We start from the raw sequence: 24,844 nt of genomic DNA on the forward strand, positions 1-24,844 counted from the left end.
CGACGACGGTTGCCCTGCAGGCTGGCTCAGATATGTCCCGGTCCGACCCCGCGCAGCGGAACTTGGAACCGGAACGTGGTGCCGCTGGCGCCGTCGCTGTCGACGCCGATGCCGCCGCCATGCAGCTCGACGATGCGCCGCGCGATCGCCAGGCCCAGTCCCGCGCCGCCGGCATCACCGTGGTGGCTCTTCTCGCCACGGTAGAAGCGGTCGAACACGAAGGGCAATTGCGCAGCCGGAATGCCGTGCCCGCTGTCCACCACGCGCACTTCCAGCTGCTCGCCGTCGCTGCACACCTTCAGCACGATCCGGCCACCGGGGGGCGTGTGCCTCAGGGCGTTGCCGATGAGGTTCTCCAGCACGCGCTCCATCAGGCTGAGGTCGGCTTCGACGAAGGGCAGGCGCTGCGGCGCGTCGACCTCCAGCGCCACCTGCTGCCGCTCCGCAGCGAGCTGGAACTTCTGCAGCACGTCGGCAGCGAGCTCGTCGAACGGGAAGGGCTCGCGCTCCAGGGCCACGCCCTTGAAGTCGAGCTTGGCGAGCTCGAACAGCTCGTCGATCAGCGTGGCCAGGTGCTCGCTCTGCCGCACCGCGACGCCGAGATACTGCGTACGCTGCTCGGCACCCAGCGTGTCGCCGCGGCTGGCCAGCACCTCCAGGTAGCCGCGCATGGCGACCAGCGGCGTGCGCAGGTCGTGCGAGACGTTGGCGATCAGGTCGCGGCGCAGGTAGGTGTTCTCCGCCTCGAGGTCGTCCTTTAGGCGCTGCACCTCGGCCAGCGCGTGCGCCAGCCCGTCCTGGGCCTGCTGCCGCTGCACCACCTCGGCCCGCAGCCCCGAGACCAGGCGCGCGTTCTCGATCGAGACCGCGGCCTGCGTGGCGAGCATTTCCAGCGTACGCAGCCGCGGCAGGGTGAACACGTCGTCGGCGCGCCGGTGCTCGAGGTAGAGCACGCCGATGGCACGGCCGCGCTTGCGCAGCGGCAGGCACATCAGCGCCCGCGGGCGATTCTCGTGAAGGTAGGCCTCACCGCCATGCTGCTCCTCGATCTCATCCTGTTCGAGGCGCAACGTTTCGCCGGTACGCCGCACGAAGTGCACCAGGCCCTGCGGAACGCAGTGCGAGGCGTCGAGCGCGACCCCGGACTCCGCCCTCGACGCATCGGTGCTGTCGTCGGCGTGCACCACCGGTCCCGCGTCGGTCTCCAGCACCAGCGCGCCGCGTTCGGCGCCGGCATTCTCGATGGCGATGCGCATCAGCCGCGCGAGCAGCGCGTCGAAGTCCACCTCCTCGGCGATCGCCTGCGAGGCCTTGAGCACGCTCAGCAGGTCGAGACCGTCGACGGCCTCGCCCCGCCAGTCATCGCGGCGGACGGCCTCGATCGCTTCGCTTGCCGCTGCGGCCTCGCCTTGTCCGCCCCCGGAGTCCAGCTGGCCGAACTCGAGCGACAGTGCCTGCAGCTTGGCCGACGCGCCCCAGCGGGCATAGCGCTCTCTCGCTTGGGCCAGGTGCAGTTCGGCCAGGCGCGGCTGGCCGTGGCGCAAGCGCAGCCGCACGGCGATTTCGTGTGCCAGCGCTTCCAGCGCCAGCAGCGGGCGCGACGCGGCGAACTCGATGGCCTGCTCGGCGAGCTCGATCGCGTCCCGCAGCCGGCCCTCGATGCGGGCGATCTCGGCCGCCAGCAGCAGCGCCTGGGTGCCGAAGTTCTCGGCGCAATGCGCGGCGCGCTCCTCGAAGCCGCGCTGCGCCTCGCGCAGCGCCGCCAGCGCCGTGACACCACCCTCGTCGTGCAGGTTCTCGACGGGTGCGCCCAGCGCGAGCGCGTGCCAGAAGTCGTGCAGCACCGGCCACACCGTGCCCGGCACATGCTGGATCAGCGACGCCGAGTGCCGGGCCGCCTGCAGCGCCTGCTGCGACGAGCCCAGCAGCACGCACAGCGGCACGCGCATCGCGGCATGGATGCTGGCGAAGAACGGGTTGTCGCGGTAGCGGCGCAGGTACTCGGCCTCGACGAACTCCCCGTCGTCGAGCGACGTGCCCGCCACGCCGCTGCGCTGCAGGGCGCGGGCCCACGCCAGCATCATGCGCAGCGAGTCGGCGAAGCCGGGGTTTTTCAGCCGCTCGATCAGTGCCACGCTCGGCGCGTAGTCCTGCACGAAGCGCCCCAGGTCCTGCGTGGCCATCAGCGCGGCCCACGGCTCGGTGCCGGCGCCGTAGGCGGCGTAGAGGAAGTCGCCGCTGTCCAGTCCGGCGCGGCAGGCCTCGCGCGCATAGGGCAGACAGGTACGCCACGGCTGGCACCACAGGTTGACGTGGGCATGGAACTGCTGGTGGATCTTGGCGCGCAGGCGCGTGTCGTCGAAGCGCCGGTTCACTTCCAGCGCGAGCAGCCCGTAGGCGTGGGCGCCGGCGTACTCGCCGCGCACCGGGCCGACCGTGATCGCATGCGTCACGTAGCCGTAGGCCGACTCCTCGACATTGCCGTGCTCGAGCGACAGCCGCACCATGGTCGCCGAGATCAGCCGCGCGAGCGTCGGGTCGCCGAGGATGTAGGCGGCCGACCACATGTCGGTGAGCATGCGCATCAGCAGGCGCATCGACTCGTCGGTCATGCGCGGCAGATCGGCCAGCGCGGCGATGTCGCGCGCGCCGCGCAGCGAGTCGATCGCGGCGATCTCCCGCTCGAGCGCGAGCGCCTTGTCGGACGGCACGCTCGGGAACACCAGGCCGAACAGCGCCAGGCCCTCGTGTGCGCTGGCCAGCGCATCGGCGTAACGTCCCATGTTCTCGAACGCCACGCTGCGCAGCCGCACGACCTGGGCGCGCTCGATCGCGGGCCGCGGGCGCTCCAGCAGGGCGCCCAGGTCGGCCAATGCGGCATCGAACTGGCCGCACAAGTAGCGGCTCTCCGCCGCCTCCAGGCGCAGCGCGAAGTCGAGCTCGTCGTCGGCTGCGTTGCCGAGCAGCTCGATGCCGGCCTGGAACAGCTCGAGCGCGCTGTCGTGTGCGGTGGCCGACTTGGCGCGGCGCCCGGCGGCAAGGTTCAGCGCCGCAACGGCACGGCGCTCGTCGGTGTCGCGGATCAGCCGGCGGCCGAGGTTGAGGTGCTGCACGATGTCGAAGGCGCCGGCCTCCAGGGCCTCGGCCGAAGCCCGCGCGCGCAGCAGCCTGCCGACGCTGAGGTGCACCATCTCGCGCCGTTCGGCGGGAATCAGCGCATAGGCCGACTGCTGCACGCGGTCGTGCAGGAAGGCGTAGCTCGTCGGCTCACCCGCCGCTGCGTCGACGGCGACAAGCAGGCCCTCGTCGACGGCGGGCGCCAGGTCCTCGGTGAGTGCCGCCGGCGACCGCTCGCTGGCCAGCGCCAGCGTGCCGGCGTCGAAGCGGCTGCCGATGCAGGCCGCCAGCGTCAGCGCGTACTGCGACTTCGGCGCCAGGCGCTGGATGCGGCTCGTCATCAAGGCCACGACGTTGTCGGCCAGCGGCGCGCCGGCGATCTCCTCGAGTCGGTAGCGCCAGATGCCGGCGTCGGCGTCGAAGCGCAGGTGGCCCTCGCGTTCGAGCAGCTTGAGGAACTGGATGACGAAGAAGGGGTTGCCGCCGGTCTTGCGCTGCACCAGCTGGGCCAGCGGCGCGGCCTGCGGCACGCCGATGCGCAAGGTGTCGGCGACCAGCTCCGCCAGGTCGGCGCCGGCCAGCGGGCCGAGACTGACGCGCTGCAGCGTCACGCCGGCGCGGTCGAGCGCGGCCAGCGTGCGCGCCAGCCGCGGCGTCGCCTCGACTTCGTTGTCGCGGTAGGCGCCCATCAGCATCAGGCAGCCGCAGTCGCCGCCGGTCAGCAGCGGTTCGAGCAGCGCCAGCGTGGCCGCGTCTGCCCATTGCAGGTCGTCGAGAAAGAGCACCAGCGGGTGCTCGGGCCGCGCAACCGCCGCGACGAAGTTCTGCAGCACGCGCTGGAATCGGTTCTGCGCCTCCACGCTGCCCAGCGCCACCGGCGCGGATTGCGGGCCGACGATGTACTCGATCTCGGGAATGACCTCGGCGAGCACGCCGCCGTTGACGCCCAGCGCGCCGGCCAGCGCTTCGCGCCAATGCGCCAGGCGCGGCTCGCTCTCGGTGAGGAGTTGCCGCACCAGCGCCCGGAACGCCTGGATCAGCGCGCCGAAGGGAACGCCGCGCGCCACCTGGTCGAACTTGCCGGACAGGAAGTAACCCTTGCGCCGCACGATCGGACGCACCAGCTCCTGGATCAGCGCGGTCTTGCCGATGCCGGAGTAGCCCTCGACGAGCACCATCGAGCGGCCGGCCCGACCCAGGCAGGCACGCTCGAAGGCCTCGAGCAGCTGGTGCAGTTCGCGCTCGCGACCGTACAGCCGCGACGGAACGGCGATCCGCGCACCGAGGTCGCGCCGCCCGAGCGCGAAGGGCGCGATGTGCTCGTGCGCGGCCCAGTCGAGCGAGCAGCGGGTCAGGTCCTGCACCAGGGCCGCTGCGCTCTGGTAGCGATCGTCCGGTGCCCGCTCGATCAGTTTCATGACGATCGCCGACAGCGTATCGGGGATCGCCGGATCGTGCGCGGCCGGCGCCCGGGCACGCCCCGCGATGTGCCAGTGGATCAGCTCGAACGGGTCGTTGGAGCGGAACGGCGGCGTGCCGGTGAGCATCTCGTAGAGGACGATGCCCAGCGCGTAGAGGTCGCTGCGCACGTCGGGCGCGCGCTCCAGGCGGCCGGTCTGCTCCGGCGACAGGTAGATCAGGCGTCCCGGCGGCAAGGCTACCGGGCGAGGGACAGGCCGCGTGCCCGGCGGGCCCGCGTCGTCGAAGTCGACCAGCCAGGCCTGCGCCTCGTCGGGCCCGCACAAGATGACGCCGGGCCGCAGGCCGTTGTGCAGCAGGCCGCGGCGGTGCATTTCGGCGAGTGCGGTGCCGACCTGCAGCGTGACGGCCAGCGCCATGCCGACCGGCAGCGGCCCGCGCGCCAGCCGCCGGGCGAGCAGCTCTCCGCCCGGATCCTCCATCACCAGCAGCGCCGGCGGCGGCACGTCGATCACACGCGGCAGCAGCGTCGCGGCGCCCGGAGCGGCGCCGGTCAGGCCGCATTCGCGCTGCAGCGCGGCGAGCTCGGCCGACGTGGAGGTGGCCAACCCTTGCCTGAGGCGCCGCAGCAACACCGGCGCGCCGGTGCGCACGCGGCGCGCGCTCAGCAACTCGAAGCGGCCGTCCTCGCTCAGCGGCGCCAGGATCTGGTAGTCGGGGTTCATGCGGTCCTCCCGCCGCAGGCCGGTGACCGGTCCTGCCCATGAACGCACTCTAGCGCGCGTCCCCGCGGCGTGAGAACGCGTGACCAACACGTGAACTTTCGTTGACGCCGGCGTGAAGCGCGGCCACCAGAGTTGTCAGCGGCACGGATGCCCCGGCAGACCCGCCGCGGCACGGCCGGAAACCCACCCCTCGGACCTTCGGGAGAACATCGCCATGAACACCATCAACCTGTACCGCCCCTCCGTCTGGCCGCGCATCGCGATCGGCGTCGCCGCCTTCTCCGCGCTGGCGTTCGCCGCCAGCGTCAGCTTCGCCGGCGAATGCCCGGCCGACAAGCGTGTCCCCGACGGCCAGGGGCAGAAGCCCGGTGCCACCGCGCCGGTCGGCGTGAAGGACGTGGTGCGTGCCAGCACCGACCTGGCCAAGGAGCCGGCGGCCATCAAGGGCCGCCAGTTCCGCCTGCGCCAGCTCGACATCCAGCCCGGCGGGGTCGTGCCCTGGCACAGCCACAACGAGCGCCCGGCGATGATCTACATCGTCTCCGGCGAGGTGGTCGAGTACGCCAGCAGCTGCGCGGTGCCGATCGTGCACCGCGCCGGCGACGTCGCGCCGGAGAAGAACGGCACCTCGCACTGGTGGAAGAACACCGGCGGCACGCCGGCCGTGCTGATCTCGGTCGACCTGTTCCCCGGTGCGGCGCAGATGGACGAGCACGTGATGTGACGCCGCTGCGAAGGACCCCCGCCATGAACAAGCTCCTTCAACGTGGCGCCGCGGCCTTCGCGCTCGGTGCGGCGCTCGTCGCCGCGCCGGCCGCGATGGCCCAGGCCACGCCCGGCCCCGACGGCCTGATCAAGGTGCGCAGCGCCTACCCGATGGACGAGACCGTGGCGCGACTGCGCCGCGACATCGAGGCCAAGGGCATCCTGTTCTTCCAGGCCGTCGACCAGGCGCAGCTGGCGAAGAACGCCGGCATCAGGCTGCGGCCGTCGACGCTGCTGACCTTCGGCAACCCGCCGCTGGGTGCCCAGTTCCTCACCGCCAATCCCTACGCCGGGCTCGACTGGCCGGTGCGCCTGCTGGTGCTGCAGGACGAAGCGGGCGTGGTCTGGGCGGCGTACACCGACTTCGCCTGGATCGCGAAGCGCCACGGCATTGCCGACCGCGGCGAGCAGTTCGCCAAGGCGAGCAGCGTGGTCGATTCGATCACCTCGACGATCCGCGCGCGCTGAGCGCGTTCGCGCGGCCGCTGCGCAGGCTTGCGCCGGCCGCGCTCCCCCGAATCAGGAGACAACCATGCCCACGCCCTGCGACGCGATCGTCATCGGCAGCGGTCAGGCCGGCCCCTTCCTCGCGGCCCGGCTGGCCGCAGCCGGCCTGCGCACCGTGCTGATCGAGCGTGAACACCTCGGCGGCACCTGCGTCAACGACGGCTGCATCCCGACCAAGACGCTGGTGGCCAGCGCACGTGCCGCCCACGTGGCGCGCCATGCGGCCGACTGGGGCGTGCAGGCAGGACCGGTCCGCGTCGACATGAAGGCGGTGAAGGCCCGCAAGGACCGCATCGTTGCGCAATCCGTCGACGGGCTGACGCAGTGGCTCACCGGCATGGAAAACCTGACGCTGGTGCGTGCCCACGGACGATTCGTCGGCCCGCACGAGGTCGAGGCCGGCGGCAGCGTCTACAGCGCGCCGCGCATCTTCATCAACGTCGGCGGCCGCGCCGCCTTGCCGGACTGGCCCGGCATCGAGCGCGTGCCGGTGCTGACCAACACCTCGATGATGGCGCTGGACACGCTGCCCGAGCACCTGATCGTCGCCGGCGGCAGCTACATCGGGCTGGAGTTCGCGCAGATGTTCCGCCGCTTCGGCAGCAAGGTCACCGTGCTCGAGGTGGCCGAGCGCCTGATCGCGCGCGAGGACCCCGAGGTCTCTCGCGAGGTGCAGGCCATCCTCGAGCGCGAAGGCGTGGCTTTTCACCTCGGCGTGCGCAACGCGCGTGTCGACGGCTCGCCCGAGGGCGGCCAGGTGCGCGTGACGCTGAGTGCCGGCGGCGTCGAGCGCGACGTCGAAGGCAGCCACCTGCTCGCCGCGGTCGGCCGCCGCCCCAACACTGGGGACCTGGGGCTCGGGCACGCCGGCATCGCGACCGATGCGCGCGGCTTCATCCCGGTCGACGACGAACTGCGCACGCGCGTGCCCGGCATCTGGGCGCTGGGCGATGTCAATGCGCGCGGCGCCTTCACCCACACCTCGTACAACGACCACGAGATCGTGGCCGCGAACCTGCTCGACGGCGGCGCACGCCGCGTCAGCCAGCGCATCCCGGCCTACGCGCTGTTCACCGACCCGCCGCTGGCGCGCATCGGCATGACGGAGGCGGAGGCGCCTGCCTCGGGCCGGCCGGTGCTCGTCGGCGTGCTGCCGATGACGCGCGTCGGGCGTGCGCGCGAGCGTGGCGAAACGCAGGGCTTCATGAAGGTGCTGGTCGATGCCGACAGCGAGCGCATCCTCGGCGCGGCACTGCTGTGCATCGAGGGCGACGAGGTGATTCATGCACTGCTCGACGCGATGTACGGCGATCTGCCGTACTCGGTGATCCGCCGCGCGGTGCACATCCACCCCACCGTCAGCGAGCTGATTCCCACGCTGCTGGGCCAGCTGCGGCCGCTGGAAGCGTCATGAGCGCCGCGGCCGCGCGATCCTGCCCGCCGCTGATGGCGCGCTTCCGCGACTGCCGCCAGGCCACGCTCGCGCTGCTCGAGGGCCTGCGCGAGGACGATCTGGTCGCGCCCGCCGGCCCGGATGCGCACTCTCCGCTGTGGCACCTCGAGCATGTCACACGCTGCTTCGAGACCGAGGTGCTGCCTCGTGCGCCGCGGCTCGTCCCGCCTGCGGCGCGCTCGCTGCTCGGCCAGCTGCTGGCGCGGCGCCGCCGCGTCGACATGGCAGTGGCCGCCTGGCTCGACGACAGCGTCGATGCCGAGGGACGGGCCAGGCTCACGCACGGCATGCAGCACGAGGAACTGCACCAGGAGCAGATGCTGGTCGACCTGCTGCAGCGCGCCGCACGCCATCCGCAGCGCGCGGCCCCGCACGGGCGCGGGCCGCTGCGTCCGAGCGCACGCCGCTTCGGCGGCCCTGCGTGGATCGACCATGCCGGCGGCCGCGTCGCGATCGGCCGCGACGAGGACGGTGTCTGCCTGCCGGCCGAGCAGCCGCGGCACGAGCTGCTGCTGCGGCCGTTCGCGCTCGCCGCGCAACCGGTGAGCAACCGCGAGTGGTGTGACTTCATCGCCGACGGCGGCTACCGGCGTGCGAACCTGTGGCAGCGAGAGGGCTGGCAGCTGCTCCGTTCGCAGTCGTGGCAGGCGCCGGCCTACTGGCGCGGCGGCTGCATGGAACCGGTGCAGGCGACGCTGGCCGGCGAGTGGCCGCTGGACCCCGACGCCCCGGTGTGCCACATCGGCTGGTACGAGGCCGACGCCTATGCCCGCTGGGCCGGCAAGCGCCTGCCCACCGAAGCCGAGTGGGAGGTCGCGACGCAGTGCTCGCCGGCGCTGCGCCACGGCGAGGTGTGGGAATGGACCGCCAGCGCCTGGGGACCCTATCCCGGCTACCAGGCGCCGGCGCATCCCGTCGGCGAGCACGACGGCAAGTTCGAGCCCGGCCGCCTGGTGCTGCGCGGCGGTTCCTGCGCCACCCCGGTGACGCCGTTGCGCGCGACCTATCGCCACTGTCTTCAACCCCATCGGCGTGGCCATTACACCGGCCTGCGCCTCGCGGAGGACCGATCATGAGTGCCGTTCTCGACCGCCTGCCATCCACCTCTGCCGCCGTCGCGCCCGCGCCGCCGGAGCTCGGCGCCGCGTTTGCGCGCGACGTGCTCGCCGGCCTGTCGCGCGAGCGCAAGAGCATCCCCTGCACCTGGCTCTACGACCACCGCGGCTCCGAGCTGTTCGAGCAGATCACGCGGCTGCCCGAGTACTACCCGACGCGCACCGAGACCTGGCTGCTCGAACGCTGTGCCGGCGAGATCGCGGCGCTCGCCGGGCCGCAGGCCAGCGTGGTCGAGCTCGGCAGCGGATCGAGTCGCAAGACGCCGCTGCTGCTGGCCGCGCTGGACGCGCCGGCCTGCTACATGCCGGTGGACATCTCGGCGCAGTTCCTCGCCGAGTCCGTGGCGGTGCTGCGCGAACGATTCCCCGCCTTGCCGATCGTGCCGCGTGTCGCCGACTTCACGCGCCTCGGTCCGCTCGACGGCCTGAGGTCCGGCGGCCGGCGGCTGGTGTTCTTTCCCGGTTCGACGATCGGCAACTTCGTGCCCGAGGCGGCCGTCGCGCTGCTCGAGCAGATCGGTGCCGCGGTCGGGCCGGGCGCGCTGATGGTCGTCGGCGCCGACGCCACGCAGGACCCGGCCGTGCTCCTGCCGGCCTACGACGATGCGCAGGGCGTCACCGCGGCGTTCAACAAGAACCTGCTGCTGCGCATCAACCGCGAGCTGGGCGGCGACTTCAGCCTCAGCGCGTTCCGCCACGAGGCGCGCTACGAGCGTTCGCAGCAGCGCGTCGAGATGCACCTGGTGAGCGAATACACCCAGCGCGTGTCCGTGCTCGGCCGCAGCTTCCGCTTCGCGGCGGGCGAATCGGTCCATACCGAGAACTCGTACAAGTTCGGCATCGTCAAGTTCCAGGCGCTGGCGCAGCGCGCCGGCTGGGCACACCGGCAGCTGTGGATGGACGGGCAGTCCCGCTTCGCGCTGCACGTGATCGAGCGGCTGCCCCAGGGGGCGTGCGCGGCCGCCGAACGTGATCGAAACGTGATCGGTGGTTGACGGGCGCGTGAATCCTGCCGACCAGACTGCACCTCATGGACACCCCACGCCACATCGTCATCGTCGGCGGCGGCTTCGCCGGCACCACGCTGGCCCGCGCGCTGGAGTCACGCCTGCCCGCCGGCTGGCAGGTGGTGCTGGTCAGCGAGGAGAGCTACACCACCTTCAACCCGATGCTGGCCGAAGTGGTCGGCGCCTCGGTGTTCCCCGAGCACGTCGTCGCGCCGATCCGCCAGATGCTGACGCGCAGCCGCTTCGTGATGGGGCGCGTGGTCGCGGTCGACACCGCGCGGCGCACGCTGCAGGCGAGCACGCTGGCCGGACTGCAGGCCATCGACTACGAGCATCTGGTGCTCGCCTTCGGCACGCGCGCCAACCTCGCGCTGGTGCGGGGCCTGGCCGAGCACGCGCTGCCGCTCAAGCTGGTCGGCGACGCGCTGCACATCCGCAACCGCGTGCTGCAGCGCATCGCGCGCATCGAGCTGGAGAGCGATCCGACGATCCGCCGGCGCCTCGGCCACATGGTGGTCGTCGGCGGCGGCTTCTCGGGGGTCGAGGTGGCCGGCGAACTGGCCGACTTCCTGGCCGGCGCGCGGCGCTACTACCCGCGCGTGCGCGCCGACGAACTGCGCGTCACGCTGCTGCAGGACGCCGAGCGGCTGCTGCTCGAGCTGCCGGCGCCGCTGGGCCTGTCGGCGGCCGCGTCGCTGCGCGCGCGCGGCGTCGACGTGCGGCTGGGTGCGCGCGCCACGCAGCTCGACGCCGACGGCGTGACGCTGGAGCGCGGCGACCGCCTCGAGTCGGCCACTGTCATCTGCACCATCGGCACGCGCGCCAATCCGCTCGCCGAGCGCCTCGGCCTGCCGTTGCAGCGCGGCCGCGTGGAGACCGCCGCCGACCTGTCGGTGCCGGGTGCCGTCGGCGTGTGGGCGATCGGCGACTGCGCGCTGGTGCGCAACCACGCCGGCGACCGCCATCGCCCGGCCGAGACGGGGCCGGCCGCGCCGGCGAGATTCGCACCGCCAACCGCGCAGTTTGCCGTCGCACAGGCCCAGGCGCTGGCGCGCAACCTGCTGGCCTCGATCGCCGGCCAACCGACGCAGCCCTTCGCGCACGTCACGCGCGGAATGATGGCCACCACCGGCCACCTGAAGGGCGTCGCGCAGGTCGCCGGCGTGCAGCTCACCGGCCTGCCGGCCTGGCTGCTGTGGCGCGCGGTCTACCTGCTGCGCATGCCGACCCTCGGCCGGAAGCTGCGCATCTGGGTCGAGTGGACCTGGGGCATGTTCTTCGCCGCCGACATCACGCATCTGCGCTTCACGCGCACCCACGAGGCCGACGCCGATCCGGCGCCGGCCCCGCTCGCCTCCCTCTCCCGTCCCCACCCCTAGGAACGACACCATGCTTCAGCAGAAATCCGCCATCGTCACCGGCTCCACCAGCGGCATCGGCTTGGGGCTGGCCCGCGCCCTCGCCCAGCAGGGTGCCGACATCCTGCTCAACGGTTTCGGCAATGCCGAGGAGATCGAGTTCACGCGCGCCGAGCTGCAGCGCCAGTTCGGCGTCAAGGTGCGCTACTCGGGCGCCGACATGAGCCAGCCGGAGCAGATCCGCGCGATGGCCGCGCTGGCGCAGGCCGAGTTCGGCAAGGTCGACATCGTCGTCAACAACGCCGGCATCCAGCATGTCGCGCCGGTCGAGGACTTCGACGACGCCAAGTGGGACGCGGTGCTGGCCATCAACCTGTCCTCGGCCTTCCATCTGATCAAGGCCGTCGTGCCCGGCATGAAGGCGCGCCGCTTCGGCCGCATCATCAATGTCGCCTCGGCCCACGGGCTGACCGCGTCGCCGTTCAAGTCGGCCTATGTCGCGGCCAAGCACGGCATGGTCGGGCTGTCGAAGACGGTGGCCGTCGAACTCGCCGAGTTCGGCATCACCGCCAACACCATCTGCCCCGGCTACGTGAAGACGCCGCTGGTCGACAAGCAGATCGCCGACCAGGCCCGCGCGCACGGCATATCGCCCGAGCAGGTGGTGCGCGACGTGATGCTGTCGCACCAGGCCCGCAAGGAGTTCGTCCGCGTCGAGGAGCTGGCCGCGCTGGCGGTGTTCCTCGCCTCCGACGCCGCCGCCTCGATGACCGGCACCGCGCTGGCCATGGACGGTGGCTGGACGCTGCACTGACCGCCCCCCGACGGAGAACTGCCATGCAAGACTACGCCGAACAGCTCGTCGCACTGCGTCCCATGCTCGTGCGTATGGCGCGTCAGCGCCTGCGCAACGACGCCTGGGTGGAGGACGCGGTGTCCGAGACGCTGGTGGCCGCCCTCGAGAACGCCGGCGGCTTCGCCGGCCGGGCCCAGCTGCGCACCTGGGTGGTCGGCATCCTGAAGCACAAGCTGGTCGACCAGATTCGCCGCCACACGCGCGAGTGCCAGATGCACGAGAGCGCCGATGCCGACGAAGCCGATGTCGGCCTGCTGGCCGAGGCAGCGGGCGAAGGCGTGGTCGAAGCCCCGGCCGACTGGGGCGATCCGCAGGAACGGCTCAGCCAGCGGCAGTTCATGGCGCAGCTCGAGCAGGTGCTTCGCCAGCTGCCGCCGCAGCAGGGCCGCGCCTTCCTGATGCGCAACTGGATGGAGGCCGAGACCGAGGACATCTGCAGCGAGCTCGGCGTGACCGCCAACCACCTGGCGGTGATCCTGCATCGCGCCCGCCAGCGCCTGCAAGGCGCGCTGCGCACCCACTGGCGTCCGGCCGGCACGGCGCTTGCGCGTGCCGCCTGACCCACCACCAGAAACCGACATGGCCAAGACCCGCCCGCCTGCCATCGAGCCGATCGACGGACCCCTGCCGCTGCCTGCGCGGCGCCGCCCCGAGCTGCCCGGGCAGGTCGTGCTGGTGCTGCAAGGCGGCGGCGCGCTGGGCGCCTACCAGCTCGGCGTCTACGAGGCGCTGCACGAGGCAGGCATCGAGCCCGACTGGGTGATCGGCACCTCGATCGGCGCCATCAATGCCTCGCTGATCGCCGGCAACCCGCCGGAGCGCCGCATCGCGCAGCTGCATGGCTTCTGGGACCAGATGCAGTCGGCGCTTGGCAGCGTCTCGGCGTTCGACTGGCTGGGCCTGGGCAACACGGCGAGCAACCTGGCCACGGTGTGGCGCGGCATCCCGAATTTCTTCACGCCCAACCTGCACGCGCTGCGCGGCTCGGCGGCGCCGCTGGGCGTCGAGTCGGCGTCCTACTACAGCACGGCGCCGCTGCGCGAGACGCTGCTCGAGCTGGTCGACTTCGACTACCTGTGCGAGTGCCGCACGCGCATGACGGTGGGCGCGGTGAACGTGGTCAGCGGCGCGATGCGCTACTTCGACACGCGCAACGAGAGGCTGTCGGTCGAGCACGTGATGGCCTCGGGCGCGCTGCCGCCGGCCTTCGGCGCGATCCGCATCGACGGCCAACCCTACTGGGACGGCGGCATCTACTCGAACACGCCGATCGAGGCGGTGCTCGACGACAAGCCGCGGCGCGACTCGCTGATCTTTGCCGTCAACGTGTGGCACCAGCAGGGCCCCGAGCCTGAATCGATCTGGCAGGTGATGGGCCGCCAGAAGGACATCCAGTACGCCAGCCGCGCCGACAGCCACATCGCCCGTCAGAAGCAGATCCACAAGCTGCGCCACGTGATCCGCGAGCTGCACCGGCAGGTCCCGCCGTCGCGGCGCAACGATGCGCAGGTGAAGGAGCTGGCCGCCTGGGGTTGCGGCACCACCATGCACGTGGCCCATCTGGTGGCACCGCGCCTCGAAGGCGAGGACCACACCAAGGACATCGACTTCACGCCGGCCGGCGTGCGCGCACGCCGCCAGGCCGGCTACGCCGACACGCTGCGCATGGTCGAGCGCAGCCCGTGGTCCACGGCGAGCAGCGACCCGATCGAGGGCGTGATCGAGCACAGCTGAGGCCGATGTGATCCACGACATCGAGACCCTGCCGGCGAACAACCGTGCCTTCGTCGCCGAGCGGTTGCGCGACGACCCCGCCGACTTCGAGCGCCTGGCCGAGGGCCAGCACCCGGAATGCCTGTGGATCGGCTGCTCGGACAGCCGCGTCGGCCCGGACCGGCTCACCGGCACGCACCCCGGCGACATGTTCGTGCATCGCGACATCGCCAACCTGGTCGTCAGCACCGACATCAACCTGCCGTCGGTGCTGCAGTACGCCGGCGTGGTCGGTCACTGAGGGGACTGGCACGATGGACATCATGCTGGCCTCGGTGGCCTTCGCCCTCGCCGTGCTGTGCGCAGCGACGATGGGCTTCGCGATCCAGCGCGGCGCCACCTGCACCGTCGCCGCGGTCGACGAGTTGCTGGGCAAGCGCAGCGCGCGCCGCCTCGCCGCCTTCGGCGAGGCTGCGTTGTGGGTCGCCGGCGGGCTGCTGGCTGCGCGCGCCGCCGACCTCGTGCCGCAGCTGCCGCCCGGTTATGCCACGAGCGTCTGGACGGTGGCCGGAGGCGCGCTGCTCGGCCTGGGCGCCTGGCTCAACCGCGCCTGCGTGTTCGGCGCGATCGCGCGGCTCGGCTCGGGCGAATGGGCCTATGCCGCCACGCCACTGGGCTTCTACCTCGGCTGCCTGGCGGTGCCATGGCTGTTCGCGCCGCCGCAGCAGCCGCTGGCCGGCGGCGCGCCGGTGCTCGCCGCGCCCGGCATCGCGCTCGGCGCCTTCCTCGTCTTCGTCGCCTGGCGGCTGTTGGGCACGCTGCGTCGCGGCGGGTTGGCGCGCTGGCGCGAGCGGGTCTGGGCGCCGCACGCGGCGACCACGGTCATCGGCATCACCTTCCTGGCCATGCTGCTGCTCGTCGGTGCCTGGGCCTACACCGACGCGCTGGCCGCGCTGGCACGCGGCATGACCACCAGCCTCCCGGCGCGGCTGGCGCTGGCCGTCGCGCTGCTCGCCGGCGCGGTGTGGGGGGGCTGGACGGCCGGCCGCTTCCGCGCGACGCGCATCGGCGCATGGGACCTGTTGCGCTGCACCGCCGGCGGCGCCCTGATGGGCGCCGGCACGCTGCTCATCCCCGGCAGCAACGACGGCCTGATCCTGGTCGGCATGCCGCTGCTGTGGCCCTACGCCTGGGTCGGCTTCGCCACGATGTGCGCGGCGATCGGGCTGGCCCGCCTGGCTTTCTCACAATTCGATCACGGCGGCGAGCGCGCCACGGCCGCTTCCTAGAATGACTTCATGGTCATGCAGGTCAACCCAGCCAAGGTGGGCCCAGGCGTCACGCGGCGCGTGCTGGTGATCGAGGACGACCCCGACATCGGCCGCCTGGTCACGCTGCAACTCGCCGAGCTGGGCTGCGAATGCCGTCTGGTCGACGACGGCGTGACCGGCCTGGCCGAGGCGCAGGAGGGCCGCTACGACCTCGTCATCCTCGACCTGATGCTGCCACGCCTGGACGGCCTGCAGATCTGCCGGCGACTGCGCGCCGCCGAGCACCACACGCCGATCCTGATGCTCACCGCCAAGTCCTCCGAACTCGATCGCGTGCTGGGCCTCGAGCTCGGCGCCGACGACTACCTGACCAAACCCTTCAGCATGCTCGAGCTGGCGGCGCGCGTGAAGGGCGTCTTCCGCCGCGCCGAGGTGGTGGCGGCCGCGCGCGCGCAGGAGGCGCCGCAGGCGCAGCTCATCGAGCAGGGCGCACTGCGCATCGACCTGCAGCGCCACGAGGCGCGGCTGCAGGGCCAGCCGCTGGAGCTGACGGCGAAGGAATTCGAGCTGCTCGCGCACTTCGCGCGCGCGCCGGGCCGCGTCTTCACCCGCGCCCAGCTGCTTGACCAGGTCTGGGGCTACCACCACAGCGGCTACGAGCACACCGTCAACTCGCACATCAACCGGCTGCGCAGCAAGATCGAGCGCGACCCGGGCAATCCCGAGTTCATCCAGACCGTCTGGGGCGTGGGCTACCGGTTCGCCGAGCGCACGAGCTGAGCACGCGGCGATGGATGCGCTGCTGCTTCTGCTCGTCGCCGGGCTGGCTCTGGTCGGGTGGTTCGTGCATCGGCGCTGCGCCCGCCGCGAGGCCGAGCTGGCCGGTCGGGTGGCGACGCTCGAGCTGCAGCTTGCCGAACGCGACGCGCAGCTGTCACGTGTGGCGCTGCAGCGCCGTGAACTGCTGGCCAACGTCTCCCACGACCTGCGCACGCCGCTGGCGGCCATGCAGGGCTACCTCGAGCTGCTGCTGCTGCGGCACGGCAGCCTCGGGCCGGCCGAGGAACGCAACTACCTGCTCACCGCGGCGCGCCAGGGCGAGAAGCTCGGCCGCCTGCTCAACGATCTGTTCGACCTGACGCGGCTCGAGGCCGGCGAGCTGGCGCCGCAGGCGGAGGACTTCGCGCTCGGCGAACTGGTGCAGGACGTGGTGCAGAAGTTCGGCCACGAAGCGCGGCAGCGCGGCGTGCGCCTGGCGGCCTGCAACGCAGCGGCCGCGCCGCGCGTGCACGCCGACCTCGCGCTCGTCGCACGCGTCCTGGAGAACCTGCTCGACAACGCGCTGCGCCACACGCCGGCGGAAGGCAGCGTGACGATCGGCATGCTCGCCGACGGCACGCGCACCGCGCTGACGGTGAGCGACACCGGCGAAGGCATCGCTGCCGCCGACCTGCCGGGCCTGTTCGACCGCTACGACCGCGCCTCGCGCGTGCAGGGCGTGGGCGCCTCGCCGGGGCTCGGTCTGGCGATCGCACGTCGCATCGTGCGTCTGCACGGCGGCGAGCTCGCGGTCCGCAGCACGCCCGGGGCCGGCACCGTGGTGTCGTTCGATCTGCCGGCGGCACATGCCCCGGCCCGGCCCCAAGGCATGGCCGCCTGAGCACCGGCCGTTCGCCGTTCACGCCTCCGGAAGGAATGCCCATGCTCAGCCAGCCCCTTGTCCTCGCCCCCCTGTTTGCGCTGCTGGTCGCGCTCGGCTGGGTGGCCGGCCGGGCCCGCCGGCAGCGCCGCGAACTGGTTGCCCGCGTCGCTCTGCTCGAACAGACCCTGGCCACGCAGCGCGCCGAAGTCGAGCGCAGCGAGGCCGCGCGTGCCCAGGCCGAAGCGGGGCTGCGCTCGGCCGAGCAGCGCTTTCTGCTGGCCGTGCGCGGCAGCCAGGACGGCCTGTGGGAGTGGGAACTGGCCACCGGCACGGTGCAGCTGTCGCCGCGCTGGAAAGGCATGCTGGGTTACGAGACGGACGCACTGCCCGACAGCCTGCCGGCCTGGCGCGACTGCATGCACCCGGATGACCGTGCCGGCTTCGAGGCCGCGCTACAGCGCCACCTCGAGGGCGCCACGCCGCACGTCGACGAGGCGCTGCGCCTGCGCCACCGCGACGGCAGCGTGCGCCACGTGCTGTCGCGTGCGGTGGCGATCCGGCGCGAATCGGGGGCGCCCTACCGCGTCGTCGGGCTGGACACCGACGTGACGGCCCTGCGTCGCGTGCAGGCGGTGCTCGACGCGGTCGCTGACGGCACCGCCGCCACCAGCGGCGCGGGCTTCTTCGACGCGCTGGTCGAGCACTTCGCGCGCGCGCTGGAGGTCGAGTGCGCGTTCATCACCGAGTGTGCCGATGCACCGCCGACACGGGTGCGCACGCTGGGCTACTGGTCGGCACGCCGCGGCACGCGCGAGAGCTTCGAGTTCGATCTCGCCGGCACGCCGTGCGAGGAGGTCGTGCAGCAGGGCCGCACCTGCTTCCACCGCGAGCGGCTGGCGACGCTGTTCCCGCGCGAGGCCGGCTACGAGTCCTACCTGGGCATGCCGATCACCGGCAGCGACGGCCGCGTGCTCGGCCACCTGGCGATCTTCGACACGCGGCCGCGTGGCGACGACCTGCTGATGGAGCGCATCTACCGCATCTTCCTGGCGCGCGCTGCGGCGGAGATCGAGCGCTGCCAGGCCCTGCAGCGCTGAGGCACGGCGCTCAGCCGCCGAAGGCCAGCGCCAGCCCGACGGGCAGGAACAGCAGCGCCAGCAGGGGGTCGACCAGCACCATCGAGGCCACGTCGTCGGGGGCGCGCTGGTATCGGTCGGCGAGCAGGAAGTTGAACACCGCAGGCGGCAGGGCGGCGAACACGAACAGCGTGCCGCGCTGCAGCGGCTCGAGCGGCAGCATGGCCAGCACGGCGGCGGCCACGCCGCCGAGGCTGCCGATGCGCCAGGCGTGCCAGGGCGTGGCCACCAGACGCGCGCCGAGCGTGAAGAGCAGCAGGTCGGAGAGCACCGGCAGCAAGGCCGGCGCCAAGCCCTCCGTGCCGAAGGCGAGCATCGATACCGGCAGCCCCACCGGTCCGACGTTGCCGGACACGACCGTCGGCGCGAGCGCGCGCGGGTCGGTGCCGAGCCGCCGCGCCAGCGGCCAGGCGAGCGCTGCGCTGCCGAGGATGATCACCACCGCGGCAGCGAGGAAGGGAAGCTGGCGGCGTGACGCTGAACTGGCGCGTCGACGGCGAGACGAGCACCAGCGCCGGCCGGCAGACGTCGACGGCGAGGCGGTTCGCCCCGCCGAGCTCGGGCCTCGCGCGACGCGCATAGAGGCAGCCGAGCGGCACCACCGCCAGCAGCGGCGCCATCGTGGCGGCGATGCGCGAGAGCATCGGCCGTCTCCTCGCTCGCCGCCGCAGCGGCTCAGCCGCCGGCGTAGTGCAGCAGGCGGATGAACTCCTGCATCTGCGCTTCGGTCAGCATGCCGCCGCGCGCGGCCATGGCCTTGGACTTCATGTCGTAGGCCTTCTCCATGGCGGCCATGAACTCCTTCTTCGAGACCATGCCGTCCTTGTCCTTGTCCATGCTCTTCATCTTGAAGATCAGCATGAAATCGTCCTGCGTGCCTTCCTGCGCGTGCGCGGGGAAGGCGGTGCCGCCGAGACCGGCGGCGGCGACCACGAGGGCCGCGGTGAGCTTCTTCGGGAACATGTGCATCTCCTGTGGGTGGTGGGTGAGGCGCGACATCGGCCGTGCCTGCCCATGCGTCGATGCCGCATGCCCGGCATTACGGCCGCATCAGTCGGTCGGCGGATACAGCGGCGTGAGCGCCTTCTCGCGCCGCCAAGCGCGCAGGAACTCGGTGATCGACATCGGCCGGTGGCCGCGCGCCCGGTTGGCGGCGCCGATCTCGAACAGCCAGCGGTACTGGCGCATCAGGTCGCGCCAGGCGACGAGCAGCGGCGTGCGCCGGTCCCAGATGTGCGTGCTCTCCGCGCCGGCCCCGTTGACCTCGACGATGGTGAAGTCGCCGCCGGCGCGCACCTGCGCGAAGTCGGCGAAGCGCACGTCGAAGCGGCCGAACCAGAACTCGGGCAAGGCGCGCGCGATGGCGTCGAAGCGCGCCTCCATCGCCGGCGTGACCAGGTGACTGCCGTCGCGGAAGATCGCGCCGCGGCTGTGGCTGCCGGCGAAGGCCAGGCGTACCGCCTCGCCGGCGCGCGGCACGCTGTCCAGCCGTTCGGCATGACGATGCAGGTAGAGGTGCGGCAGGCGGCCGGCGCGCGGGTCGGCCAGGATCAACTCGCGCAGGCTGCGTTGCCCGTCGCCGACCACGTGCGGAAAGTACTTCAGCGTGATCGAGACGATGCGGCCATGCGCCTGCGCGGGCTCGCGGACGTAGAACACGCCGGCCTCGCCCTCGAAGTCGACGAAGCGCTGCAGGACCAGGCGTGCGCCGCGCGGGAAGGCGGCGAGGTAGCTGCGCAGCTGCGCTGCCGTGCGGATCAACTTGACGCCGACGCCACGGCAGCCGAGGTCGGGCTTGGCCACCACCGGCAGCGACAGTCCGCCGCGCTGCAGGTGCTGCAGCGCGGCGCGCACCTCGTCGTCCAGCGTGTGTCCATGCACGGCCTGCTCGACCCGGTCCGGCCGGTCGATGGCGACGAAGCCGGCCACCGCGTCGGGCGCGTGACGCAGCGCCAGCCCGAGAATCTGCGACTTCGACTCGCCGACGAAGCCGCCGGCCGGAAACGAGGGGTTCGCCACGGTGGGCAACAGCACGCCGCGGTGGCGGATCATCAGCCAGGCGGCGTACAGCGCGACCGGCGGATAGAAGGCCCACATCGGCCAGAACTCGAAGAAGCTCAGCGGCGCGCCGTCCTGCTCCAGCGGCGGCATGCCCTGATGGGGTCGCACCGGCACGGCGACGTCTGCATCCCTCGCGCGGCCGGGCGGCACGGTCAGTGTGTTCATGTCGGTCTCCTGGTGGAACGGGATCGGATCGCGCGCCACAGCGGCACGGCCACGGCCAGCACGACGATGGGCAGGGCCACGGCCAGCGGCGCGCTCAGGCCCCAGGCCTGCGTCAGCCATCGGCCGATCGAGACGCTCGCCGCATAGAGGCCGGCCGTCCACAGCACGACGGCCAGCAGCACCCAGGCGCCAAAGGCCACCGGCGGCACGCGCAGGTAGCCGCAGGCGGTGTAGGTGACCAGGCGCAGGCCGGGGATGACGCGTGCCAGCAGCACGGCGCCGGCCAGCCGCCGCACCAGCTCGCCGCGCACCCAGTCATGGCGCGACGGCGCGATGCGCCGCTGCAGCCAGCGCCAGCGGCGCGCGCCGAGGCCGAGGGCATAGAGACCGAGGTCGCCCGCGGCGATGCCGCCTGCCACCGCCGCGAACGACAACGGCCAGGCGAGCAGTCCCTGCGCCGCGACGGCGACGCCGGCCGCGATGGCCAGGTCCTCCAGCAGCAGCGTGGTCAGCGCCAGTGCGAGGCAGACCGCCCACGGTTCGGCCATGCCGGCCAGGGCCGCCTCGAAGGCGGCGGACAGCGCGCTGCCGTCGCTCAGCATGGCCCGCCTCCGGCCCAGGCGATGGCCGCACGTACCTCGGGCTCGGCGTTCCACGGCAGAAAGTGGTTGCGCCCGGGCAGCAGCCGCGTCTGCAGGCAGCGCACACCGCTCAGGCGGGCCTGCAGGTAGGGCACGTTGGCCACTGGCACCAGGTCGTCGTCGCTGCCGTGCACGATCAGCACCGGCGCGCGCACGCGCGGCAGCAGTGCCTCGAGATCGACCAGTTGCTGCCGCAGCGCCATCAGCTCGGCATTCGAGTTGCGGATCGCGCGTGGCAGCAGGGCCTGCACCGGCGGCCACGCGCCGATCCGCTGCAGCCGATGGATGCGCTCGAGTGCCGGGTCGAGCGACGCCGCCAGCAGCACGACGGCGGCCACATGATCGGCATGTTCGGCAGCCACGCGCGCGACGATCGGCCCGCCGAGCGAGTGGCCGACCAGCACGGCACGACGGCCGTCGTCGGGCAGCAAGGCGGCGACCGCGGCGGCCTGATCGGCCAGGCGCACCAGCGGGCCGTCGGGCCCGCTGCGCCCGAAGCCGGGCCGGTCGAGCGCGACCAGCTCGATGCCCGGCGGCGGCTCGAGCAGGTAGTCGGTCCAACCCTCGGCCGATCCGGGCGTGCCGTGGACCAGCAGCGCGCGCGGGCCGCGCGGATCGCCAGCCACCAGCGTGCCGAGCGTCGCCCCGAGCGACGCCGGCACCGCCACGCTGCGGCGCAGCGGCGCGGTGTCGGCCACCGGGCGGCGCGGCCCGTACGCCGCACAGCCCAGCGTCGTCAGCACCACGGCCAGCGCGCTCCAAGTGCGGTCGCTCATCCCGCGCCGCGCATCTGCGCGAACCAGCCTTGCTGCGCGGTGCTGCCGCCGAGCAAGTGCATGCGCGCGGCCAGCGGCTGCAGTTCCTGCGCCGCCTCGCGCAGTCGGCGTCGTGCATGCGCGACCACGCCCCGGGCCGCCGGAAGCGCCAGCTCGCGCCAGGCCGGCGCATTCGAGCGACACGCTTTGGCCGCGATGCCGCCGAGCAGTTCGGCCACTGCCTCGTCGTCGCCGGCGCGCGCCAGCGCATAGGCGAAGTGCAGGTCGAGGAAGGCGCTCTGGCGGTCGTGGATGCGCGGTCGCACGTGCGCGGCCAGGTCGTTCCAGCGCGAGCCGGCATCGACGCCGCGCTGCTCGATGCGCGCCAGCAGCGACACGGCATTGACCTGGTCCTGGACATAGGACTTGCGCACGCCCCAGACGCGCCGGTCGTAGAGCAGCAGGGCCGCATCGGCGTCGCCTCGCGCGAGGTGAAGCAGCGCGACGTGCCACCAGTTGTGCGTGAGCATGAAGCTCGAGCAGCGTTCCCAGCGCGGCGCATGGGCGCACATCCAGGTCAGGCCGTCTTCGAACTGCCGGCGGGCATCGAACACATGGGCCACCGCGTGCTGCGCCCACGGGTCGTCGGCGTTCATCGCGACGGCGCGTTCGCCCGCGCGCAGCGCAGCGTCCAGCTCGCCGACCTGCTCGAGCGCGAAGGCGTGCAGGCCCCAGGCGTAGCTGACGTGCGCGTTGTGCTGCAGCATCTGCGCGGTGAGCGCATGCATGCCGGCGCGGTCGCCGAGCCCGAGCTGGTGGATCTGCGCCAGCTTGGCGTTGAGCAGGTCGCGCGGCCAGCGGCGTGCGATCTCGACATGATGCGCCAGGGCGTCCTGGGGCCGGCCATCGGCCCAGGCTTCCAGCGCCGCGAGCAGGAGGTGCTCGCGCGCGCTCGCCCCGCGTGCAGCGGCCGTCCTGGCGCGCACGAGCCACGGCCGCGCGCGTTGCACCCCCTCGCTCGTCTGCAGGAACAGGTGGAGCGCCGCGGCACAGGCCTGGGCGAGCGTGGCATCGGGGTCGCGTTCGGCGGCGTCGAGGATCATCGCGGCCTGCTGGCCATGGCTGAGCAGCTCGTCGACGAAGCGATCGATCGCCTCGACGACCTCGCGCTGGCCGGTCGAGACCTGCAGTCCGGCGCGATCGTGCAGCATGCGCTGGCCTCAGGCGGCTGCGGTGCGGCGCCGCTGCCGCAGCGCGCGGAAGGTGCCGCGGTGCATCGCCAGCAGCACGGCCGACGCGATCCACACGCCGCAGGCCAGGGCGAACAGCTCGCCGCCGTCCAGGCTGCCATCGGTGTTGCGCACCTGCACACCCAGCGGCGTGAAGAGGTGGAAGAAGATCGCACCGCTGATCACGCCGATGGCCAGCAGCGCCCCCCCCGCGTGCAAGAGCGGGCGCCGCAGCAGCAGCCCGGACAGCAGCAGCACAGACGCGATCAGCTCGGCGCTGCCGACCGCGTACTGGCTGAACGGGCCGCTCGGCGCGAACAGCCCTGGAACACCGAGGCTGGCACCCCAGGCATCGAGCGTGCCGAAGATGTACTGCGTCTCCGGCGAATCGCTGAACTTGAAGAACAGCGACTGCAGGAAGACGAACGCGATGTACAGCGTGAGGCCGCCGGCGAGCCAGCGGACGAATCGGGAGTCGGTCATGTTGCGCTCCTCACTGGCCCAGCACCTTCGGCCAGTTCAGCCGGCCCTTGGCGATGAAGCCGGGGATGTCCTGTTCCCACTTCTTCTGCACCTCGGCGTCGTAGTTCAGGTAGAGCTTGTCGTCGACGATCTTCCAGAACAGCGGGTCGCCCGAGGCGGTGTAGCCCTGCGACACCGCCCAGGCGCAGTAGCCGCCGAACTGCGGCGCATAACGCTCCGGCATGGCCACGAACCGATCGCGGTTCTCGGCGCTGGCGAAGCGCCACTCGGCGCCCTGCCAGCTGTGCACGAAGCGCTTGTCGCCCTTCACCGGCCTGTGCTCGGTGAAGTAGGCGACGGTGTCGTAGCCGCCGACGGCGGCATTGCTGAAGGTGCCGGTGTAGACCGGGTCGTCCTTCGCCGCCGCGGGCTGGGCCTGCAGGCCCAGCGTCGCCACGACGGCCACGAGCAGGTGGTGGACAGCACGGAGCATGGCAGGCCTCTTGCGTTGGGGTGTTGTCGCTCTGTCGTGACGGCGCGGGCGGGATTACAGCGGGGCTGGCTGTAAGCCGGCCGATCGACGGCCGACCACCGGGTGACGGCCGCCGTGGCCGCAGGAGGAACCGATGCATGCCACCGCCTCGATCGCCAGCCCGGGCCTCGCGAGGGCCGGGAACGCCGAACGCAGCTACCGCCTCCGGCTGGCCGCCGATGCCGCAGACCTGCGCGCTGCGCAGTCGCTGCGATTCCGCGTCTTCAACCTCGAGCTGCGCGAAGGCCTGAGCGAGTCCTGGGCCACCGGGCTCGACGCCGATGACTTCGACACCTGCTGCGACCACCTGCTCGTCGAGCATCTGCCCAGCGGGGCGGTGATCGGCACCTACCGGCTGCAGACCGGCGCGCGCGCCGCGGCCGGCAGGGGCTATTACAGCGAGCGCGAATTCGACTTCACGCCCTACGAGCCGCTGCGCGCCGAACTGGTCGAACTCGGCCGCGCCTGCATCCATGCCGAGCACCGCAGCTTCGCGGTGCTCAACCTGCTGTGGAATGGCATCGCTGCCTACGCACGCGAGCGCCAGGCGCGCTGGCTGATCGGGTGCAGCTCGCTGACCTCGCAGGACGGCGCCGCCGGCGCGGCCGCCTACGAGCGCCTGTCGCCGCATCTCAGCGCGCCGGCGCTGCGCACCTGGCCGCATCCCCGCTTCGCCTGCCCGCTCGATGCACCCGCAGCGCAGGCGCCGAAGATTCCCAAGCTGCTCGCTGCCTACCTGGCGCTCGGCGCCGAAATCTGCGGCCCGCCGGCGATCGACCGCGAGTTCAGGACGATCGACTTCCTGACGCTGGTCGATCTGCACGCGCCGATGCTGCGCGCCTTGCAGCGTCGCGGCCGATTCGTCGGAGCGCTGCGCTGAGCAGCCGGCGGCCCCGACAAGCGCAAGGGCCGGGC

General features: G+C 72.3%; 24 protein-coding genes. 15 read left to right on the top strand and 9 right to left on the bottom strand.

The window, feature by feature from the left end; all coding sequences use genetic code 11:
- Positions 1-26 precede the first annotated feature (26 nt).
- Positions 27-5,261, bottom strand: coding sequence for an AAA family ATPase (locus Q0599_RS25115; RefSeq protein WP_298835475.1), 5,235 nt, complete (start codon positions 5,259-5,261; stop codon positions 27-29).
- 214 nt (positions 5,262-5,475) lie between these two features.
- Between Q0599_RS25115 and Q0599_RS25120 the strand changes: the two genes are divergently transcribed.
- The 14 genes from Q0599_RS25120 to Q0599_RS25185 all read left to right on the top strand — a co-directional run bounded on the left by Q0599_RS25120 (position 5,476) and on the right by Q0599_RS25185 (position 18,045).
- The gene (locus tag Q0599_RS25120; RefSeq protein ID WP_298835477.1) at positions 5,476-5,985 is read left to right on the top strand and encodes a cupin domain-containing protein; all 510 of its coding nucleotides are present in this window, start codon (positions 5,476-5,478) and stop codon (positions 5,983-5,985) included.
- Between the two features lie 23 nt (positions 5,986-6,008).
- Entirely contained in the window at positions 6,009-6,494 is a 486-nt protein-coding gene (locus tag Q0599_RS25125) for a DUF302 domain-containing protein (RefSeq protein ID WP_298835479.1), read from the top strand.
- Positions 6,495-6,558: 64 nt separating this feature from the next.
- Positions 6,559-7,947 (top strand): FAD-containing oxidoreductase, encoded by a 1,389-nt coding sequence (locus Q0599_RS25130; protein ID WP_298835481.1) that lies wholly within the window; start codon positions 6,559-6,561, stop codon positions 7,945-7,947.
- Positions 7,944-9,062, top strand: coding sequence for an SUMF1/EgtB/PvdO family nonheme iron enzyme (locus tag Q0599_RS25135; RefSeq protein WP_298835483.1), 1,119 nt, complete (start codon positions 7,944-7,946; stop codon positions 9,060-9,062). The genes Q0599_RS25130 and Q0599_RS25135 overlap by 4 nt, the downstream gene beginning before the upstream one ends.
- Positions 9,059-10,096, top strand: coding sequence for an L-histidine N(alpha)-methyltransferase (gene egtD, locus Q0599_RS25140; protein ID WP_298835486.1), 1,038 nt, complete (start codon positions 9,059-9,061; stop codon positions 10,094-10,096). Before Q0599_RS25135 ends, egtD begins: the two co-directional genes overlap by 4 nt.
- A 35-nt stretch (positions 10,097-10,131) precedes the next feature.
- Positions 10,132-11,487, top strand: a complete 1,356-nt coding sequence (locus Q0599_RS25145) for an FAD-dependent oxidoreductase (protein WP_298835488.1) — start codon at positions 10,132-10,134, stop codon at positions 11,485-11,487.
- Between the two features lie 10 nt (positions 11,488-11,497).
- Positions 11,498-12,280, top strand: coding sequence for a 3-hydroxybutyrate dehydrogenase (locus Q0599_RS25150; RefSeq protein WP_298835490.1), 783 nt, complete (start codon positions 11,498-11,500; stop codon positions 12,278-12,280).
- A gap of 23 nt (positions 12,281-12,303) precedes the next feature.
- Positions 12,304-12,882 (top strand): sigma-70 family RNA polymerase sigma factor, encoded by a 579-nt coding sequence (locus Q0599_RS25155; protein WP_298835492.1) that lies wholly within the window; start codon positions 12,304-12,306, stop codon positions 12,880-12,882.
- Between the two features lie 19 nt (positions 12,883-12,901).
- Positions 12,902-14,056, top strand: coding sequence for a patatin-like phospholipase family protein (locus tag Q0599_RS25160; protein ID WP_298835494.1), 1,155 nt, complete (start codon positions 12,902-12,904; stop codon positions 14,054-14,056).
- 7 nt (positions 14,057-14,063) lie between these two features.
- Positions 14,064-14,336: a carbonic anhydrase gene (locus Q0599_RS25165; RefSeq protein ID WP_298826675.1), complete on the top strand. Its 273-nt coding sequence runs from the start codon at positions 14,064-14,066 to the stop codon at positions 14,334-14,336.
- A 13-nt stretch (positions 14,337-14,349) separates the two neighbouring features.
- Positions 14,350-15,324 (top strand): YeeE/YedE thiosulfate transporter family protein, encoded by a 975-nt coding sequence (locus tag Q0599_RS25170; RefSeq protein WP_298826672.1) that lies wholly within the window; start codon positions 14,350-14,352, stop codon positions 15,322-15,324.
- Between the two features lie 9 nt (positions 15,325-15,333).
- Positions 15,334-16,086 (top strand): response regulator transcription factor, encoded by a 753-nt coding sequence (locus Q0599_RS25175; RefSeq protein WP_298826670.1) that lies wholly within the window; start codon positions 15,334-15,336, stop codon positions 16,084-16,086.
- Between the two features lie 10 nt (positions 16,087-16,096).
- Positions 16,097-16,966 carry a HAMP domain-containing sensor histidine kinase gene (locus Q0599_RS25180; RefSeq protein WP_298826667.1) on the top strand — a complete coding sequence of 290 codons (870 nt, stop codon included), beginning with the start codon at positions 16,097-16,099 and terminating at the stop codon, positions 16,964-16,966.
- A gap of 41 nt (positions 16,967-17,007) precedes the next feature.
- Positions 17,008-18,045, top strand: a complete 1,038-nt coding sequence (locus Q0599_RS25185; protein WP_298826665.1) for a PAS domain-containing protein — start codon at positions 17,008-17,010, stop codon at positions 18,043-18,045.
- A 10-nt stretch (positions 18,046-18,055) separates the two neighbouring features.
- On the opposite strand, the gene Q0599_RS25190 is transcribed toward Q0599_RS25185, so the two are convergent.
- The 8 genes from Q0599_RS25190 to Q0599_RS25225 all read right to left on the bottom strand — a co-directional run bounded on the left by Q0599_RS25190 (position 18,056) and on the right by Q0599_RS25225 (position 23,890).
- A complete protein-coding gene (locus Q0599_RS25190; protein ID WP_298826663.1) occupies positions 18,056-18,526 on the bottom strand; it encodes a hypothetical protein in 471 nt (156 codons plus the stop codon).
- Positions 18,527-18,759: 233 nt separating this feature from the next.
- The gene (locus tag Q0599_RS25195) at positions 18,760-19,047 is read right to left on the bottom strand and encodes a hypothetical protein (protein WP_298826660.1); all 288 of its coding nucleotides are present in this window, start codon (positions 19,045-19,047) and stop codon (positions 18,760-18,762) included.
- A gap of 87 nt (positions 19,048-19,134) precedes the next feature.
- Positions 19,135-20,310 carry an ATP-grasp domain-containing protein gene (locus Q0599_RS25200; protein WP_298826657.1) on the bottom strand — a complete coding sequence of 392 codons (1,176 nt, stop codon included), beginning with the start codon at positions 20,308-20,310 and terminating at the stop codon, positions 19,135-19,137.
- Positions 20,307-20,912, bottom strand: coding sequence for a VTT domain-containing protein (locus Q0599_RS25205; RefSeq protein ID WP_298826654.1), 606 nt, complete (start codon positions 20,910-20,912; stop codon positions 20,307-20,309). Before Q0599_RS25205 ends, Q0599_RS25200 begins: the two co-directional genes overlap by 4 nt.
- The gene (locus tag Q0599_RS25210) at positions 20,906-21,727 is read right to left on the bottom strand and encodes an alpha/beta hydrolase (protein ID WP_298826651.1); all 822 of its coding nucleotides are present in this window, start codon (positions 21,725-21,727) and stop codon (positions 20,906-20,908) included. The genes Q0599_RS25205 and Q0599_RS25210 overlap by 7 nt, the downstream gene beginning before the upstream one ends.
- Positions 21,724-22,917, bottom strand: a complete 1,194-nt coding sequence (locus Q0599_RS25215) for a tetratricopeptide repeat protein (RefSeq protein WP_298826648.1) — start codon at positions 22,915-22,917, stop codon at positions 21,724-21,726. Before Q0599_RS25215 ends, Q0599_RS25210 begins: the two co-directional genes overlap by 4 nt.
- Positions 22,918-22,926: 9 nt before the next feature.
- A complete protein-coding gene (locus tag Q0599_RS25220) occupies positions 22,927-23,418 on the bottom strand; it encodes a hypothetical protein (RefSeq protein WP_298826643.1) in 492 nt (163 codons plus the stop codon).
- A 10-nt stretch (positions 23,419-23,428) separates the two neighbouring features.
- Positions 23,429-23,890, bottom strand: a complete 462-nt coding sequence (locus Q0599_RS25225) for a YHS domain-containing (seleno)protein (RefSeq protein ID WP_298826640.1) — start codon at positions 23,888-23,890, stop codon at positions 23,429-23,431.
- A gap of 133 nt (positions 23,891-24,023) precedes the next feature.
- On the opposite strand from Q0599_RS25225, the gene Q0599_RS25230 reads away from it, so the two are divergent.
- Positions 24,024-24,809, top strand: coding sequence for a GNAT family N-acetyltransferase (locus Q0599_RS25230; RefSeq protein WP_298826637.1), 786 nt, complete (start codon positions 24,024-24,026; stop codon positions 24,807-24,809).
- The last annotated feature ends 35 nt before the right edge of the window (positions 24,810-24,844 follow it).

The sequence above is a fragment of the uncultured Piscinibacter sp. genome (assembly GCF_937952055.1).
Classification (GTDB): Bacteria; Pseudomonadota; Gammaproteobacteria; order Burkholderiales; family Burkholderiaceae_C; genus Piscinibacter.